Below are 14,571 nucleotides of genomic sequence, written 5' to 3'. Positions count from 1 at the left end.
CGGGTGTTCTTCAGCCGCTGGGCGTCGGGAGCGTGCTGTCCGTACCCCGGGGGAGGAAGTCGTCGATGCCGCTGTTGTCCTCTGTGCCGTGGTCGCCGCGGACGTCGCCGTCTCCGCCGAACGGGGGACCGGTGGGCTCGGTCGCGGGTTCGCTGCCGGCGGGTGGCGTCGGGACGGTGGGCGGGGTGCCGGCCGGGCTGCTCGGCGGTGTGCTGGGCGGTGTCGCGGACGGCGTGCCGGTCTCGGTCGGACCGGTTTCCAGGTCGGTGGGCAGGCGCGGTTCTTCGGCGCCGCGTTGGAGTTCGAGGTCGAAGTCCTGGACGGTGGTGCCCTGCAGTGCGGCGCCGGTGTACTGGGCCCAGGTCTGGGCGGGTGCGCCACCGCCGTTGATGCGGGGCAGACCGAGTGCTCCGTAGAGCGGTGTCTGTACGCCGGTGTCCGGGTCCTGGCCCATGACGGCGATGACGGTGGCGAGGTCGGGGGTGTAGCCGGCGAACCAGGCGGCCTTGTCCTCCTCGGCGGTGCCGGTCTTGCCGGCGGCGGGGCGTCCGGCGCCCTGGGCTGCGGTTCCTGAGCCGTTGTCGACGACGCTCTGCAGGATCGAGGTGGTGGTGTCGGCGGCTTCGCGGCTGACCGCCCGTTCGGTGTTCCGGTGGGGCAGGGCGAGGTCCTCGCCGTTCTTGCTGATGCTGACGACGAGGGTGGACGCGCGGTGCCTGCCGTGGTTGGCGAGGGTGGCGTACGCCCCGGTCATGTCGAGGACGCTGGCGGTGGCGGTGCCGAGCGCGATGGACGGCGTTGCGCTGAGGTCGGGGGTGGTTGCGGGGATGCCGAGGGCGATGGCGGTCCGTTTGACGTTCTCGGGGCCGACGTCCTCGGCCATCTGCGCGTAGACGGCGTTGACGGACTTGTCGGTGGCGGCGCCGACCGTGATCCGCCCGTAGTCGATGTCGTCCTCGTTGGCGGGGGCGTATCCGGTGGGCCCGTCGGGGCCCTGGACCATGCGCTTGTTGGAGCCGTCGTAGATGGTGTACGGGGTGATGCGCCGGCCGTGCCGGGTGGTGGCGTCGTTGACCACGGCGGAGGTGAAGACGAACGGTTTGAAGGTGGAGCCGACCTGGTAGTCGCGGCGGGTGGCGTTGTTGACGTACTGCTTGGTGTAGTCGATGCCGCCGTACAGGGCGACGACCCGGCCGTTGGCGGGGTCGATGGAGGCGCCGCCGGCGCGGACGTTGCGGTCGGCCGTGCGCTCCTTGCTCGTCTGTGACATCACGTTGTCGTTGACGGCTTTGACGAGGGCGTTCTGTTTCTTCTTCTCCAGTGTGGTGGTGATCCGGTAGCCGCCGGTGGCCAGCGTCTTCTCGTCGATGACCTTGTGGGTGGTGAGGTAGTCCTTGACGGCCTGGACGATGTACCCGCGCTGCCCGGAGAGGCCGGTGGAGGTCTTCACCTTGCCGGGCACGGGGAACGTCATGGTGGCGCGCTCGGTCGGGCTGAGCCAGTTCTCCTTGACCATGCCGTCGAGCACGTAGTTCCACCGGGCGACGGCCGCGGCCTTGTTCTCGGGGTGGACGACGACGTCGTAGACGCTGGGGGCGTTGAGGAGGGAGGCGAGGTATGCGCCTTCGGCGGTGGTGATCTCGCCGATGTCCTTGCCGTAGTAGGCCTGGGCGGCGGCCTGGATGCCGTAGGCGTTGCGGCCGAAGTAGCTGGTGTTGAGGTAGCCCTCGAAGATCTGGCTCTTGCTCACTTCCCGGTTGAGCTTGATCGCGATGAAGAACTCCTTGATCTTGCGCAGGACGGTCTGTTCCTGGCCGAGGTAGTAGTTCTTCACGAACTGCTGGGTGATGGTCGAGCCGCCCTGTCTGCCCTTGCCGGTGAGGGTGTTCCAGCCGGCGCGGATCATGGCCTTGATGTCGACGGCGCGCTCGGAGTAGAAGTTGCGGTCCTCGGCGGCGAGGACGGCGTGCTGCACGTGGAGGGGCACCTGGGAGAGGCTGACGTTCTCCCGGTTGATGTCGCCGTCGCGGGCGATGACGGAGCCGTCCTCGTACAGGTAGACGTTGGACTGCGCGGTGGCTGTGGGGTTGGCGGGAGGGATGCCGACGAGTGAGTACCCGGCGATGAAGCCGCCGATCAGGACCAGGGCTACCACCAGGAGCGTGGCGAGTGTGACCCGCCAGGTTGGGACGGCCCGGCGCCAGCCGGTGCGTTTGGGACGGTTTCCGCGCCCCTTTTTCCCTCCGGGCGCGGCCGCGGGGCCTGCGGGGGCGCCGGGGCCGGCAGGCAGGTCTCTCGGGGCCCAGTTCCCGTCTCCGGAGGCTCCGCTCTGCTGCTGTGGCTCGTCGCTCATGTCGGTGAAGACTCCTCGGCCGCGGTCAATTCCCCCATAGTGCACTTTTCTATGGGATAGGCCCTGGATCGACCTCCGGATGGGGGGTCGAAAAGCGGTCGCGGCGGCTGCTCCCGCTGGACTAAGGTCGTGCGCTTTGGTGCCAGACGCCGTGGGGCGTCCGAGTGCGAACGATTGCGGGGGTGGTTGAGGTGCGGCTGTACGCGATGGTTGCGGCGGGCGGTTATCGGCGCTACGCCACCTACCGGATCGCCACGGCGGCCGGAGTGTTCACCAACACCGTCTTCGGCTTCATCCTGGCGTACACCTATACGGCGCTGTGGAACGAGCGGCCGCAGCTCGGCGGTTACGACATGTCCCAGGCGCTCACCTATGTGTGGCTGGGACAGGCGCTGCTCGCCACCTGCGCCATGATGGGCGGCGGTTTCGAGGACGAGCTGATGGAGCGGATCCGTACCGGCGATGTCGCGATCGATCTCTACCGGCCGGTCGATCTCCAAATGTGGTGGCTGGCCGGTGACTTGGGGCGGGCGACGTTTCAGCTGCTGGCGCGCGGCATCGTACCGATGGTGCTGGGCGCGCTGGCCTTCCCGCTGGCGCTGCCCGTGTCGCCGGGGATCTGGCTGGCGTTCCTGGTCTCGGTGACGCTCGGTGTCGTGGTCAGTTTCGCGGTGCGCTACCTGGTGGCGCTGTCCGCCTTCTGGCTGATGGACGGGGCGGGCGCAGCGCAGATCGCCTTCCTGGCAGGGATGTTCTTCTCCGGGATGCTGCTTCCGCTGACGCTGTTCCCGGGTGCGCTGGGCGAAGTGGCGCGGGCGTTGCCGTGGTCGGCGCTGCTGCAGGTGCCGGCCGACGTCTTCCTCGGCAAGCACACGGGGTGGGGGCTGGTGGAGGCGTTCGCGTTCCAGGGCGGGTGGGCGCTGGCGCTGCTGCTGACGGGGCGGCTGGTGCAGTCGGTGGCTACGCGAAGGGTGGTGGTTCAGGGTGGCTGACGTTGCCGAGGCGGCCGAGGCGGTCGACGCCCGGCCCGAGGCGGTGTTCACCGAACGGCCGAGGCTGGTCGAAGGGGTTCGTGCGTACGGGCTGATCGCCTCGATGTGGCTGCGCTCGACGATGACGTACCGCGCCTCGTTCGTCATGACGACGTTCGGGAACTTCGCGGCGACCTTCTTCGACTTCGTCGCGATCATGCTGATGTTCGCGCACGTCGACGAGTTGGGCGGTTACTCGCTGCCGGAGATCGCCCTGCTGTACGGGGCGTCGGGCACCGCGTTCGGGCTGGCCGATCTGGTGCTGGGGTCGATGGACCGGCTGGGCCGCCGGGTCCGGGACGGCACGCTGGACACGCTGCTGGTGCGTCCGGTGCCGGTGCTTGCCCAGGTGGCGGCGGACCGGTTCGCGCTGCGCAGGCTGGGGCGGATCACGCAGGGGCTGCTGGTGCTCGGCTACGCCCTGGTGACGCTGGACATCGCGTGGACACCGATGCGGGTGGCGGTGGTGCCGCTGATGCTGCTGAGCGGGGCGGCGATCTTCGGGGCGGTCTTCGTGGGCGGGGCGGCGTTCCAGTTCTTCGCGCAGGACGCCGCCGAGGTGCAGAGCTCCTTCACGTACGGCGGGAACACGCTCCTCCAGTACCCGCCGACGGTCTTCGCGAAGGATTTGGTGCGCGGGGTGACGTTCGTCGTGCCACTGGCCTTCGTGAACTGGCTGCCCGCGCTGTACGTGCTGGGCAGGCCGTACCCGCTGGGGCTGCCGGAGTGGGTGGCGTTCCTGCCGCCGGTGGTGGCGGGGGTGTGCTGGGTGCTTGCGGGGGCGGCGTGGCGGGCGGGCCTGCGCTCGTACCGGAGCACGGGCAACTGACCGGCGGGGCAAGCGGGACGAGGACGAGGGCGAGACATGGACACGGATACGGACTTCATCGAGCTCGACGGTGTCGAGAAGGTCTTCGACGTACGCCGCAGGACGGGCTTCCTTCGCAGTGAGCGCCGCGAGGTGCGCGCGGTCGACGGAATCAGCTTCCGCGTGGCGCGTGGCGAGATGGTCGGCTACATCGGCCCGAACGGCGCAGGCAAGTCGACCACCATCAAGATGCTGACCGGCATCCTGACCCCGAGCGGCGGCCGGCTGCGGGTCGCGGGCATCGACCCTTCGAGGGAGCGTACGAGGCTGGCCCACCGGATCGGTGTGGTCTTCGGTCAGCGCACCACCCTCTGGTGGGACCTGCCGCTGCGCGACTCGTACCGGCTGGTGCACCGGATGTACCGGATCCCGGACGCCCGCTACCGCCAGAACCTGGACCGGTGTGTCGAACTCCTCGATCTGGGCGATCTGTTGGATGTACCGGTACGGCAGCTCTCGCTGGGGCAGCGGATGCGCGGCGATATCGCGGCGGCGCTGCTGCACGACCCGGAGGTGCTGTATCTGGACGAGCCGACGATCGGCCTCGACGTGGTCTCCAAGGCCAAGGTCCGCGGTTTTCTGCGGGACTTGAACGCCGAGCGGGGTACGACGGTGCTGCTGACCACCCACGATCTGACAGACATCGAGCAGCTCTGCCGGCGGGTGATGGTGATCGATCACGGCCGTCTGATGTACGACGGGGCGCTCGCCGGTCTGCATGAGGTGGGCGAGAGCGAGCGCACCCTGGTCGTCGATCTGGAGCGCGAACTGCCGCCGATCCGGCTGGATTCGGCGCTGTCGGTGCGCACGGTGAAGGTGGAGGGGCCGAGGCAGTGGCTGGCCTTCCCGGCGTCCGGTTCGGCGGCTCCGCTGGTGGCGCGGATCGCCGCGGACTATCCGCTGGTGGACCTGTCCGTGCGCGAGCCGGACATTGAGGCCGTGATCGCGAAGATGTACGCCTCGGCCGACGGTGTGTGACGGCGTGGCGGGCGGCGCGGATCGGGGCTGACGGGGTGCGGGCGGCAGCGGATCGGTGACGTGAACGGGCGTGTTCAATAGGGTGTTTCGCATGACGAGCGAATCTCCGGACATGCGTGCTTCCGATGCCGAGCGTGAACGTATCGCCGAGACCCTGCGCGAGGCGGTGGCCGAGGGCCGGTTGCAGATGGAGGAGTTCGAACAGCGGCTCGAAGCCGCCTACAAGGCCCGTGTGCACAGCGAGTTGGAGCCGCTGGTCCGCGATCTTCCGGTGCCGGGCGCAGCGGTGGCGCCGGTGGGCTCGGGGAACGTGCCTGCGGCCCGGACGGGTTCGCCGGCCGTCGACTGGGCGCAACGTATCGGCGGTCCCGCCACGTCGAGGGGTGCGTTCGCCTTCTGGGGCGGTTTCGGGCGCAAGGGTACGTGGACGGTGGGCCGGACCTTCACCGCGTTCGCGATGTGGGGCGGCGGCGAGATCGATCTGCGCGAGGCCCGTTTCGAGGACCGCGAGGTGGTGATCCGCTGCTTCACGATCATGGGTGGGATGCAGGTGACGGTCCCGCCGGAGCTGGATGTCCAGGTCACCGGCATCGGCATCATGGGCGGCTTCGGTGACCGGGCGACGGGCGAGGGCATCCCCTCGCCGGGCTCGCCGCGGGTGCGGATCACCGGCTTCGCGCTGATGGGCGGGGTCGGTGTGGAGCGCAAGCGGACGAAGGCGCAGAAGCAGCAGCTGAAGGCGCAGGAGCGGTCCCGGCAGCTGAAGAAGGGCCCCGGGGAGGCATAGCCCTGCCCGGCCGCTCAGGCGCGCGGTGCGCCCGGCTGAGCCGCGCAGCGCTGCGCGGCTCAGGACGACGTCGTCGGTGCGGCCGGGCGTCTCCGTTCAGAGGGGCCGCGCCGGACGTCTCCGGTCAGAGCTGGTCGGACATCGCCCTCTCCCGGTACAGGGTCCGCAGATCCACCCGCTGTCCCAGCTGCCGATACCCGTGGTCGTTGAGATGCAGATGGTCGCCGCTGTCGAACCGCGGCAGGAGCCGGCTCGGCCGGTACGGGTCGCGTACCGCCTCGTCGAAGTCGACGACCTCGTCGAAGATGCCGCCCGCCCGGATCAGCGCGTTGACCCGCGTCCGTACGGCCTCCTGCGCGGGCGTCCAGTTGCGTGACCCCTCGTACGGCGTCAGCGTCGCCCCGACGACGTGCAGCCCGCGGGCGTGGGCGCGCTCGGTCAGGTCCGCCAGCGCGTCGGCGATCCGCTGTGGGTCCCGCTGCTGCGGGAACAGCTGCACGTCGTTGATGCCGAGCGCGATGACGACGGTCTTCACTCCGGCGACACCCAGCACATCACGGTCGAAACGCGCGCTCGCCCGCTGTCCGTGGCTCGCCCCGATGCCCCGCCCGTCGAGCAGGATGCGGTTGCCGGCGATGCCCTGGTTGACCACCCCGTACCGGCCGTGCAGCCGGTCGGAGAGCACGTCGGGCCAGCGGCCGTCGGCGTCGAGGGTGGAGCCGCTGCCCGCGCTCAGCGAGTCGCCGATGACGGCGATCGCCCCGGTGGCGGTGTCGTTGCGGACGGCCACGGCGGTGAGATAGCGCCACAGGGTGCTGCGCCAGGTGCCGTGCTCGTCCTCCACGTACGACGTCTGGTGGGTGTTCGGGTGGATGGTGACGGGCCCGGACGCGGTGGGCGCGCGCAGGGTGACGACGAGATCGGCGTCGGCCGCGACGGGAACGACGACGGGATCGCTGACGAACTCCCCGCCTGCCGGGATCGTGACGGACGGCGCGCCGCGGAAGGTGACGGGCCGGGTGTTCACGGTGGCTTTGTCGATGAGCAGCGGGCGTGTACCGAAGAGGTTGGAGAGGGTGATGCGGGCGGCGTCACCGCCGATGCTGGTGTGCACGACGTTACGGATGGTGCGCCGCGTCAGGTCATGGCCGGCGGGCGTGCCCGAGTCCGTGTTCGTGCTGGCGAACGCGTTCGCGTGCGTGTCCACGTCCGTGTCCGCCACGCCGACGGCGGGTGCCCCGGCCCAGGTGCCGATCCAGACACCGCTGGCGTGGGCAGGCGCGACGGGCGAACGGGCGGCCGACGCCGTGCCGACCCCTTTCGGTGCGGAACCGTAGAACAGCACGGCCGTGCCGTAGGCCACGAGCGCGGCGAGCGCGGCGGTTCCCGCCACGAGGGCGACGAGCAGCGCGGTTCCCTGGCTCCTGGGCATGGGCGGCGTGTCTCCTCGTGGTGAAGGGGGCTGATCTCATGATGAGGCAGGGCGCGGGGAACTCAAGATGCCGCCCGGGAGTAGGTCAGGTAAGGACAATGCGTACGGGCACCGGGGGCGATGCGTACGTGTACGCGGACGGGTGGAGCGGATGGAACGGATGGAACGGACCGGACCCGGGGAACACGGCGACGGGGAGCCGGGGCCCGGGGCGGACATGTCGCGTCCGGGCACGGGCCCGGACCCGCTCCTGGAACCGGGCGACGGCCCGCGCCCGGCCTCCGTCGCCGCCCGCACCACCCCCGGCGCATCCACCACATCTGCCGGAACACCCACTCCCGGCACCCGGCGTCCCGCCCCTCTGGCGTCCTTCGCGTACACGGCCGCGGACGAGGAGAAGCGGCGCGGCGTACGCCGTATGAAAACCACGGCCACTGGCCTCCTCCTGCTCGTCGCGCTCGTGTACGTCCTTGCCACCTGGGCGAAGAACGCGGGTGCGGTGGGCTGGCCGGGGTTCGTCGCCGCGGCCGCCGAGGCGGGGATGGTCGGTGCGCTGGCCGACTGGTTTGCCGTCACCGCACTGTTCAAGCGTCCGCTGGGTCTGCCGATCCCGCACACCGCGATCATCCCTACCAAAAAGGACCAGCTCGGAGCCTCATTGGGTTCCTTCGTCGGGGAGAACTTCCTCTCCGCCGATGTCGTACGCGGCCGGATCCACGCTCTGGCCGTCGGTGGCCGGCTCGGTGCCTGGCTGGCGGAGCCGGGTCACGCGGACCGGGTCACCGCCGAGCTGGCGACCGCGCTGCGCGGTGCGCTGACCGTGCTGCGCGACTCCGACGTCCAGGCGGTGGTCGCAGAGGCGATCACCCGGCGGGCGAACGCGGCGGAGGTCGGCCCGGGTCTCGGCAAGATGCTGGAGAAGATCGTCGCGGACGGCGGCCACCGCAGGGTCGTGGACCTGCTCTGCGTGCGGGCGCACGACTGGCTGGTCATGCACGGCGACTCGGTGATGGACGCGGTGCAGGGCGGGGCGCCCGGGTGGACGCCGCGGTTCGTCGACCGGCGCGTGGGGGAGCGGGTCTACAAGGAGCTGCTGCGTTTCGTGACGGAGATGCGGGACATGCCGGGGCATCCGGCGCGCGGTGCGATCGACACGTTCCTGACCGACTTCGCGGCCGACCTGCAGACCGACTCGGACACCCGGGCGCGGGTGGAGCGGCTGAAGACGGAGATCCTGGGGCGCCGCGAGGTCCAGGACGTCATCGCGTCGGCCTGGTCGTCCGTGCGCAGCATGGTCATTGCGGCGGCGGAGGACGAGCAGAGCGAGCTGCGGCTGCGGGCGCGCGCCTCGCTGATGTCGCTGGGGGCTCGGCTGGCGACGGACGGGCGGCTCCAGGCGAAGCTGGAGGGCTGGCTGGAGGACGCGGCGGTGTATGTCGTCACGACGTACCGCACGGAGATCACGTCGCTGATCAGCGACACGGTCGCGAGCTGGGACGCAGACCAGACGTCGAAGAAGATCGAGGCGCACATCGGCCGTGACCTGCAGTTCATCCGGATCAACGGCACGGTGGTGGGTGCGCTGGCCGGGCTGCTGATCTATACCGTGTCGCGGGCGTTCGGCGCGTAGTCACCGGGTGCGGCGGGCGTTCCGTTCTGCGCAAAGCAGGTCAGCCGCGGGCGGGTACAGACCTCGCTGATGCCGTCCGGCGCGTGTGCGCCGGCTCCGGTGAGGGTTCCGGGTGCGTACCCGTCCTGTCGTACGGGTACGCACCCGGCTTACGCGGGGGAGTGCACTTCCATACGGCCCCCGGCGCGGCCGCGTTCAGTGTTCTGCGGGCCTCGCGGGAAAAATTTCTCAGGCGGAGCGGCGGGTGACCGCCCACGACGCGGCGGCGACCGTGCCCGCGACGGTGAAGACGGCCGGCCAGGCGCCGAGCTTCTTCGCCAGCGGGTGCGATCCGGCGAACGCGGCGACGTACGCCGTGGTCAGAGCAGTGGCCGCGCGAGGTCCGGCCTGCCGGTGCCACTCGTACGCGGCGACGGACCCGGCGGCGGCGAGTGCGACTCCGCCCAGCGGCCGCTTCTTGGTCCACCGCGCCATCGCGTATCCGCCGACCAGTCCGCTCGCCGCCACCGCAGCCGCAGGAACCTTCGCCATTGTCGCCACCTTCGCTTTCTCGCTGTCCGGTTCTTCGTATCTTGCCGGACTTCCGAGGCTAACGCGGTGGGCGGACGCCGGATTGCCGGAGGGGGTGCACATGTGTTTACCCTGGGGTGAACGCATGTGCACCCCCTCATGGTTCACCACCCGCACCACCGCCGAACCGAGCACCGTACGGAGCATGCATGTCCGCGGACATATCCGCCCTCGACGGGGCAACCGGGCAGACCCGGACCCCGCACCACCCCCGCTTCGCCGTGGGCGTCCTGGCCTTCTGCGGCGTCGTCGTCGCGGTCATGCAGACGATCGTCGTCCCGCTCCTCCCGCACATCCCGGCCCTCACCGGCGCGACCCCCACCGCCGCGAGCTGGCTGGTCACGGTCACGCTCCTCACCGGGGCCGTCTTCACGCCCGTCCTGGGCCGGGTCGGCGACATGTACGGCAAGCGGCGGGTGCTCGTCGCCTCGCTCGCCGTGCTGGTGGTGGGCTCGGTGCTGTGTGCGGTCAGCTCCCACATCGGCGTACTGATCACCGGCCGGGCCCTCCAGGGTGCCGCGCTCGCCGTCGTACCGCTGGGCATCAGCATCCTGCGCGACGAACTCCCGCCCGAGCGGGTGCTCTCCGCGGTCGCCCTGATGAGTTCGACGCTCGGCATCGGTGCGGCCGTCGGCCTGCCGGTCGCGGCACTCGTCGTGGAGAACTTCGACTGGCACACCATGTTCTGGGTGTCGGGAGCGATCGGCCTCATCGACATCGTGCTGGTGCTCTGCTGCGTACCGGAGTCCCCGCTGCGCACCCGCGGCCGTTTCGACGCCGTCGGCGCGCTGGGGCTGTCCGCGGCCCTGGTCTGCCTGCTGCTCGCGGTGACGCAGGGCGCCGACTGGGGCTGGACGTCGACGCGTACGGTCGGACTGCTCGTCGCGGCCGTGGTGGTGGCGCTGCTCTGGGGTGCGTACGAGCTCCGCGTCACGACGCCCATGGTCGACCTGCGGGTCTCGGCCCGCCCGGCCGTCCTGCTCACCAATGTCGCCGCCCTGCTGATCGGCTTCGCCTTCTACGCGAACTCGCTGGTCACCGCGCAGATGGTGCAGGAGCCGAAGGCGACGGGCTACGGGCTCGGCGCCTCGCTCGTCGTCAGCGGGCTCTGCCTGCTGCCGGGCGGTGTGGCGATGGTGGCGCTCTCGCCGGTGTCGGCGCGGATCTCGGCGACGTACGGGCCGAAGGTCAGCCTGGCGCTGGCGGCGGGGATCATCGCCGTCGGCTATGTGGTGCGGTACTTCACCAGCCACAGCCTGTGGCTGATCATCGCCGGTGCGACGGTCGTCGCCTCGGGCACGGCCATCGCGTACTCGGCGCTGCCCGCGCTGGTGATGCGCGGGGTCCCGGTCGGCGAGACGGGTGCGGCCAACGGTCTCAACACGTTGATGAGGTCGATCGGACAGGCCTTCTGCAGTGCGACGGTGGCGGCGGTCCTCGCCAACATCACGTTCCGGGTGGGCGGCCGGACGGCCCCGACGCTCCACGCCTACCAGGTCGTCTTCCTGATCGCGGCGGGTGCGGCACTGCTGGCGCTGACGGTCACGCTGTTCCTGCCGGGCAGGCGTACGCCCGCTGAGGGTACGGTCGAGGAGAGCCGTGGCGACCGCAGAGGCGGTGCGCGGGCGGTCACGATCGAGGAGGGCGCATGACCGGCAGCCAGGCCACCGTTCCGGCTCCGGCACCCGCCGACCCCGGGACCGGCCGGGACGCGATCCTGCGGGCGGCCCGGCGGGCATTCACCCAGCGCCCGTACGCCGAGGTGACCATCCGGGGGATCGCCGCGGACGCGGGAGTCAGCCCCTCCCTGGTCGTGAAGCACTTCGGCCGCAAGGAAGAACTGTTCAACACCGTCGCCGACTTCGGCCCGGCGGCCGGGGAACTCTTCGACGCCCCCCTGGAGATGCTGGGCCGCCACATGGTGGTGACCCTGGTGCGCCGCCGTCGCGAACAGCAGCTGGACCCGCTCCTGCGCGTCGTGTACTCCCTGGGCAACCAGGACGAACGCTCACTGCTGCGCGATCGCTTCCACGAACAGGTCACCGAGGCACTGAGCGCCCGCCTTCCCGGCAGCGACCGCACCCTGCGCGCCGAGCTGATCGCCGGGCATCTGCTGGGCCTGGGCGCCACGTTGAGCCTGCACCGCGAGGGCGCGGCGTCGCTGGAGACCCCCGAACGCCTCGCCGATCTGTACGCGCCCGCGCTCCAGGCGCTGATCACCGGCGGCGCCGCGTAGGGCCGACCGGCGGGGATGTACGGTCCGTGGCCACTTCACGGAGCCCGGAGCCCTGCACCTGACGGAGCTGCGTCGCTCAGGCCAGATAGTCGGTGTAGTGCGTGGGGGCGATGCGGGCGTTGCCCTTGGCGATGAGGGCGTCGCCCTGGACGGCGGCGAACATGCCGGCGGTGTCGTCGGTGACGACGGTGCGGCCGTCGGGACGGGCGTTCAGGGTGATCCGGCCGAGTTCGTCGAGAGGGAAGACGTCGGGCCCGGCAACGTCGAGGGTGCCGTTCAGAGGGGTGCCGGCAGCGACTTCGGCGACAGTGTCGGAGACGTCCTGGGCAGCGATCGGCTGGATCGGGGTAGTGGGCAGGTGGACGGTGTCGCCCTCAGTGGTCCAGGCCAGGACCGAGTCCATGAAATCCATGAACTGGGTTGCGCGGACGATCGAGTAGGGGATCGGCCCGGCCTTGAGGATGTCTTCCTGGAGAACCTTGGCCCGGTAGTAGTCGAGGTCGGGCACCTGGTCCACGCCGACGATCGACAGGATGACGATGTGGCCCGCCCCGCCCTTCCGGCCGGCGGCCAGGAGATTGTCCATCGAGGTCCGGAAGAACGCCGGGGACGCGTCGTCGAACGTCGGGGAGTTCGTCAGATTGACGACGACGTCGACGCCGGCCACCGCCTCCTCCAGGCCCTGACCGGTGATGACATCGACACCTGTGGACAGCGAGTGCGGCACGGCCTCGTGCCCCGCCGCCCTGAGCTTCTTCACGACCTGCGACCCGATCCGTCCGGTGCCGCCGAGAACTGCGATCTTCATGGGTCACCTTTTCTTCGCTAGATTCTCCGGCAATGGGTCGGCGATTGGTTCTTCGCCGGGCGATTACTCGGTTCCCATGGGGCACTTCCGCGTGCCGGACGGCTCGTCCGTATGCGGGAACCGGCTTCCGGAAACGTGTGGACTGCACCGCCGCGGTCACGCGGGCCGCGGCGCCCGCCGGTCCTTGCGCTGTGCCGGCTCCTCGTCATCGACCAGCGTAAGCATGGGTTGGCCCGGCGCGCACATCATCGTCACGAGGGATCGGCTCCGGGAATCCGTTCGGTTGTTGCCGTCCTGATAGTGGATGACATCGCCGCCCGGCTCCCAAAAGGTTTCCCCGGCCTTGATCACACGTTTCGGCTCACCTTCGAGCTCGAACAGCATCTCGCCCTCCAGCATGGAGCCGAATGCCGGGCCGGAATGCCGGTGCGGAGGGGTTTCCGGGTCGCCCGGGGGGAATTCGACGAGGACGGTCATCACCTCGGCACCCTCCGGGACGTGCGGCGGCTTCGCTGTCTGCAGCACGGTCGGCGCGGTCTTCCACGCTTCGGAGCGTGGTGCCTGCTCCGTGTTCGCCGGCTCGTTGGTCGACATGGTGAAGCCTCCCGTGGTGCGTCGCGGTCGCAACGCGAACCGTTCCCAGGACCGCATGGGCGGACCTCCCACGAACGTGGCGGGGGCGGGCTTGTGACGGTCTCCAGTGTCGAGTGGGCTCGGACGAAGTGCATCTTCTCGGCACCACGGCCTCGCGGTGCGGAGCACGGTTGCGTCGGAGGAGCCGCTGCGCGGACTGCCGGACAGCAGGCGGATCACAGGGGACGTCAACGCGCCTCGTCACACCACCATGCTCGATCCCGGGGCCCGAGATCGCTGAACTTCCCTTTGTCTAAGGGAACATGAGCGCCCTGCGCTGCATCGGCGAAGCGCGCCGGACCTCAGGTTGCCCGGCGCCGACTGCCCCCGCGCGCAACGCCGCCCCGGTACGAGCGCGAGACGGCTCGTGCCGGGGAGGCTACCGGCGGCACAGGAATCAGCCGTTACGACCGGCCGGAGCTTCAGCCGCTCGGAGACGCGGCTGCCGAAGGGGCGGGGAGAAGAAGGAGTCGGCTTCGCAGCCGATGCCGGTGAAGACGGTGGCGGTCCGAAGACGCATGTAGGGCACTCCCTGAGGTGCGGAAGAGCTGGTTCCACCTCAATCGGTCCCGCTGACCTGTGGTTACTACGGAACGTGTTCATTCGTCACCAGGAGCGAACCGTCGAATCGGTTCTGTCGGCGGCCATGTGGGTCACGCCCCGCGGATCGCGCCATGCCGCCGGGTGCCCGGCGCACCCCCATATGCCGGCGCACCCCTATGTAGGGGTCCATGAAGCTGCTGTCGACGGGGGCCGAGGGCTGATCCCATCTCCACGCGTACGACGCGCCTCGCTCGGCCCCGCCGGCGGCCTCCTCCGTCTCGCGCTGGCATACGGCCACTCGCCGCCGAATCGACGCCGATCCGCCGGTGGTGGCACGCGCCGCGTGGTGCCGGCGTGGGCCGCGACCGGACCGTAGTAAATCTGCCGGTGGGCGCCGTCCAGGATTCCGATCGATTTCCCCCGCAATCCGCCCCCTTTCGTCAATACGGAACGCTTTCCCGTTATTACGGTGAGCGAATTGGGTGCCCTCGATATGGCGCAGGTCACATGACCTGCGTCACTCTTGTGCCGCTTTGAGGCATTTGCCGTGTGGGGTGAGCCATATGGCCCGCGTCACTATGAAGCCGAATAGTAGACCCGACAACGCTCGTTCCCCGCGTTGTTCGGCGTCCCCGGATCGTTTCAGGCGCCCGATACTAATCATCCTAGTAGAAGGGGGTCATTGACCCGGGATTCCTTCCT

12 protein-coding genes are annotated in these 14,571 nt (G+C 70.0%); 7 read left to right on the top strand and 5 right to left on the bottom strand.

The window, feature by feature from the left end; translation table 11 throughout:
• Positions 1 to 10: 10 nt before the first annotated feature.
• A complete protein-coding gene (locus LRD69_RS11065) occupies positions 11 to 2,353 on the bottom strand; it encodes a transglycosylase domain-containing protein (RefSeq protein ID WP_277326403.1) in 2,343 nt (780 codons plus the stop codon).
• Between the two features lie 191 nt (positions 2,354 to 2,544).
• Here LRD69_RS11065 and LRD69_RS11060 point away from each other — a divergent pair, with 191 nt between their 5' ends.
• The 4 genes from LRD69_RS11060 (at position 2,545) to LRD69_RS11045 (ending at position 6,017) form a co-directional block, all read left to right on the top strand.
• Complete coding sequence (locus LRD69_RS11060; protein WP_277329691.1) at positions 2,545 to 3,345, top strand: ABC-2 family transporter protein; 801 nt, start codon at positions 2,545 to 2,547, stop codon at positions 3,343 to 3,345.
• Positions 3,338 to 4,213: an ABC transporter permease gene (locus LRD69_RS11055; protein WP_277326402.1), complete on the top strand. Its 876-nt coding sequence runs from the start codon at positions 3,338 to 3,340 to the stop codon at positions 4,211 to 4,213. The genes LRD69_RS11060 and LRD69_RS11055 overlap by 8 nt, the downstream gene beginning before the upstream one ends.
• Positions 4,214 to 4,249: 36 nt before the next feature.
• Positions 4,250 to 5,230 carry an ATP-binding cassette domain-containing protein gene (locus tag LRD69_RS11050; RefSeq protein ID WP_277326401.1) on the top strand — a complete coding sequence of 327 codons (981 nt, stop codon included), beginning with the start codon at positions 4,250 to 4,252 and terminating at the stop codon, positions 5,228 to 5,230.
• A gap of 91 nt (positions 5,231 to 5,321) precedes the next feature.
• On the top strand, positions 5,322 to 6,017 hold the full coding sequence (locus LRD69_RS11045; RefSeq protein WP_277326400.1) for a DUF1707 domain-containing protein: 696 nt from the start codon (positions 5,322 to 5,324) through the stop codon (positions 6,015 to 6,017).
• Positions 6,018 to 6,141: 124 nt separating this feature from the next.
• Here LRD69_RS11045 and LRD69_RS11040 read toward each other — a convergent pair whose 3' ends face one another.
• Positions 6,142 to 7,449 (bottom strand): SGNH/GDSL hydrolase family protein, encoded by a 1,308-nt coding sequence (locus LRD69_RS11040; protein ID WP_277326399.1) that lies wholly within the window; start codon positions 7,447 to 7,449, stop codon positions 6,142 to 6,144.
• Between the two features lie 151 nt (positions 7,450 to 7,600).
• Between LRD69_RS11040 and LRD69_RS11035 the strand changes: the two genes are divergently transcribed.
• The gene (locus LRD69_RS11035) at positions 7,601 to 9,079 is read left to right on the top strand and encodes a DUF445 domain-containing protein (RefSeq protein WP_277326398.1); all 1,479 of its coding nucleotides are present in this window, start codon (positions 7,601 to 7,603) and stop codon (positions 9,077 to 9,079) included.
• Positions 9,080 to 9,307: 228 nt separating this feature from the next.
• On the opposite strand, the gene LRD69_RS11030 is transcribed toward LRD69_RS11035, so the two are convergent.
• Positions 9,308 to 9,610 carry a hypothetical protein gene (locus LRD69_RS11030; RefSeq protein ID WP_277326397.1) on the bottom strand — a complete coding sequence of 101 codons (303 nt, stop codon included), beginning with the start codon at positions 9,608 to 9,610 and terminating at the stop codon, positions 9,308 to 9,310.
• A 188-nt stretch (positions 9,611 to 9,798) separates the two neighbouring features.
• On the opposite strand from LRD69_RS11030, the gene LRD69_RS11025 reads away from it, so the two are divergent.
• Complete coding sequence (locus LRD69_RS11025) at positions 9,799 to 11,301, top strand: MFS transporter (RefSeq protein WP_277326396.1); 1,503 nt, start codon at positions 9,799 to 9,801, stop codon at positions 11,299 to 11,301.
• The gene (locus tag LRD69_RS11020; protein ID WP_277326395.1) at positions 11,298 to 11,885 is read left to right on the top strand and encodes a TetR/AcrR family transcriptional regulator; all 588 of its coding nucleotides are present in this window, start codon (positions 11,298 to 11,300) and stop codon (positions 11,883 to 11,885) included. The genes LRD69_RS11025 and LRD69_RS11020 overlap by 4 nt, the downstream gene beginning before the upstream one ends.
• Before the next feature lie 76 nt (positions 11,886 to 11,961).
• On the opposite strand, the gene LRD69_RS11015 is transcribed toward LRD69_RS11020, so the two are convergent.
• Both LRD69_RS11015 and LRD69_RS11010 read right to left on the bottom strand, forming a co-directional pair.
• Complete coding sequence (locus LRD69_RS11015) at positions 11,962 to 12,693, bottom strand: NAD(P)H-binding protein (protein ID WP_277326394.1); 732 nt, start codon at positions 12,691 to 12,693, stop codon at positions 11,962 to 11,964.
• A gap of 156 nt (positions 12,694 to 12,849) precedes the next feature.
• Positions 12,850 to 13,287 (bottom strand): cupin domain-containing protein, encoded by a 438-nt coding sequence (locus LRD69_RS11010; RefSeq protein ID WP_277326393.1) that lies wholly within the window; start codon positions 13,285 to 13,287, stop codon positions 12,850 to 12,852.
• Positions 13,288 to 14,571: the final 1,284 nt, after the last annotated feature.

Source organism: Streptomyces sp. JH14 (assembly GCF_029428675.1).
GTDB lineage: Bacteria > Actinomycetota > Actinomycetes > Streptomycetales > Streptomycetaceae > Streptomyces.
The sequence above is the reverse complement of the archived record's forward strand: the minus strand, read 5'-3'. Positions and strand labels throughout refer to the sequence as shown.

What these genes read in the sequence shown, in the direction of transcription:
- LRD69_RS11030 (WP_277326397.1), bottom strand. Translation starts at nt 9,610, where the DNA reads ATGGCGAAGGTTCCTGCGGCTGCGGTGGCGGCGAGCGGACTGGTCGGC.
- LRD69_RS11065 (WP_277326403.1), bottom strand. Translation starts at nt 2,353, where the DNA reads ATGAGCGACGAGCCACAGCAGCAGAGCGGAGCCTCCGGAGACGGGAAC.
- LRD69_RS11045 (WP_277326400.1), top strand. Translation starts at nt 5,322, where the DNA reads ATGACGAGCGAATCTCCGGACATGCGTGCTTCCGATGCCGAGCGTGAA.
- LRD69_RS11015 (WP_277326394.1), bottom strand. Translation starts at nt 12,693, where the DNA reads ATGAAGATCGCAGTTCTCGGCGGCACCGGACGGATCGGGTCGCAGGTC.
- LRD69_RS11025 (WP_277326396.1), top strand. Translation starts at nt 9,799, where the DNA reads ATGTCCGCGGACATATCCGCCCTCGACGGGGCAACCGGGCAGACCCGG.
- LRD69_RS11035 (WP_277326398.1), top strand. Translation starts at nt 7,601, where the DNA reads ATGGAACGGATGGAACGGACCGGACCCGGGGAACACGGCGACGGGGAG.
- LRD69_RS11010 (WP_277326393.1), bottom strand. Translation starts at nt 13,287, where the DNA reads ATGTCGACCAACGAGCCGGCGAACACGGAGCAGGCACCACGCTCCGAA.
- LRD69_RS11020 (WP_277326395.1), top strand. Translation starts at nt 11,298, where the DNA reads ATGACCGGCAGCCAGGCCACCGTTCCGGCTCCGGCACCCGCCGACCCC.
- LRD69_RS11040 (WP_277326399.1), bottom strand. Translation starts at nt 7,449, where the DNA reads ATGCCCAGGAGCCAGGGAACCGCGCTGCTCGTCGCCCTCGTGGCGGGA.
- LRD69_RS11050 (WP_277326401.1), top strand. Translation starts at nt 4,250, where the DNA reads ATGGACACGGATACGGACTTCATCGAGCTCGACGGTGTCGAGAAGGTC.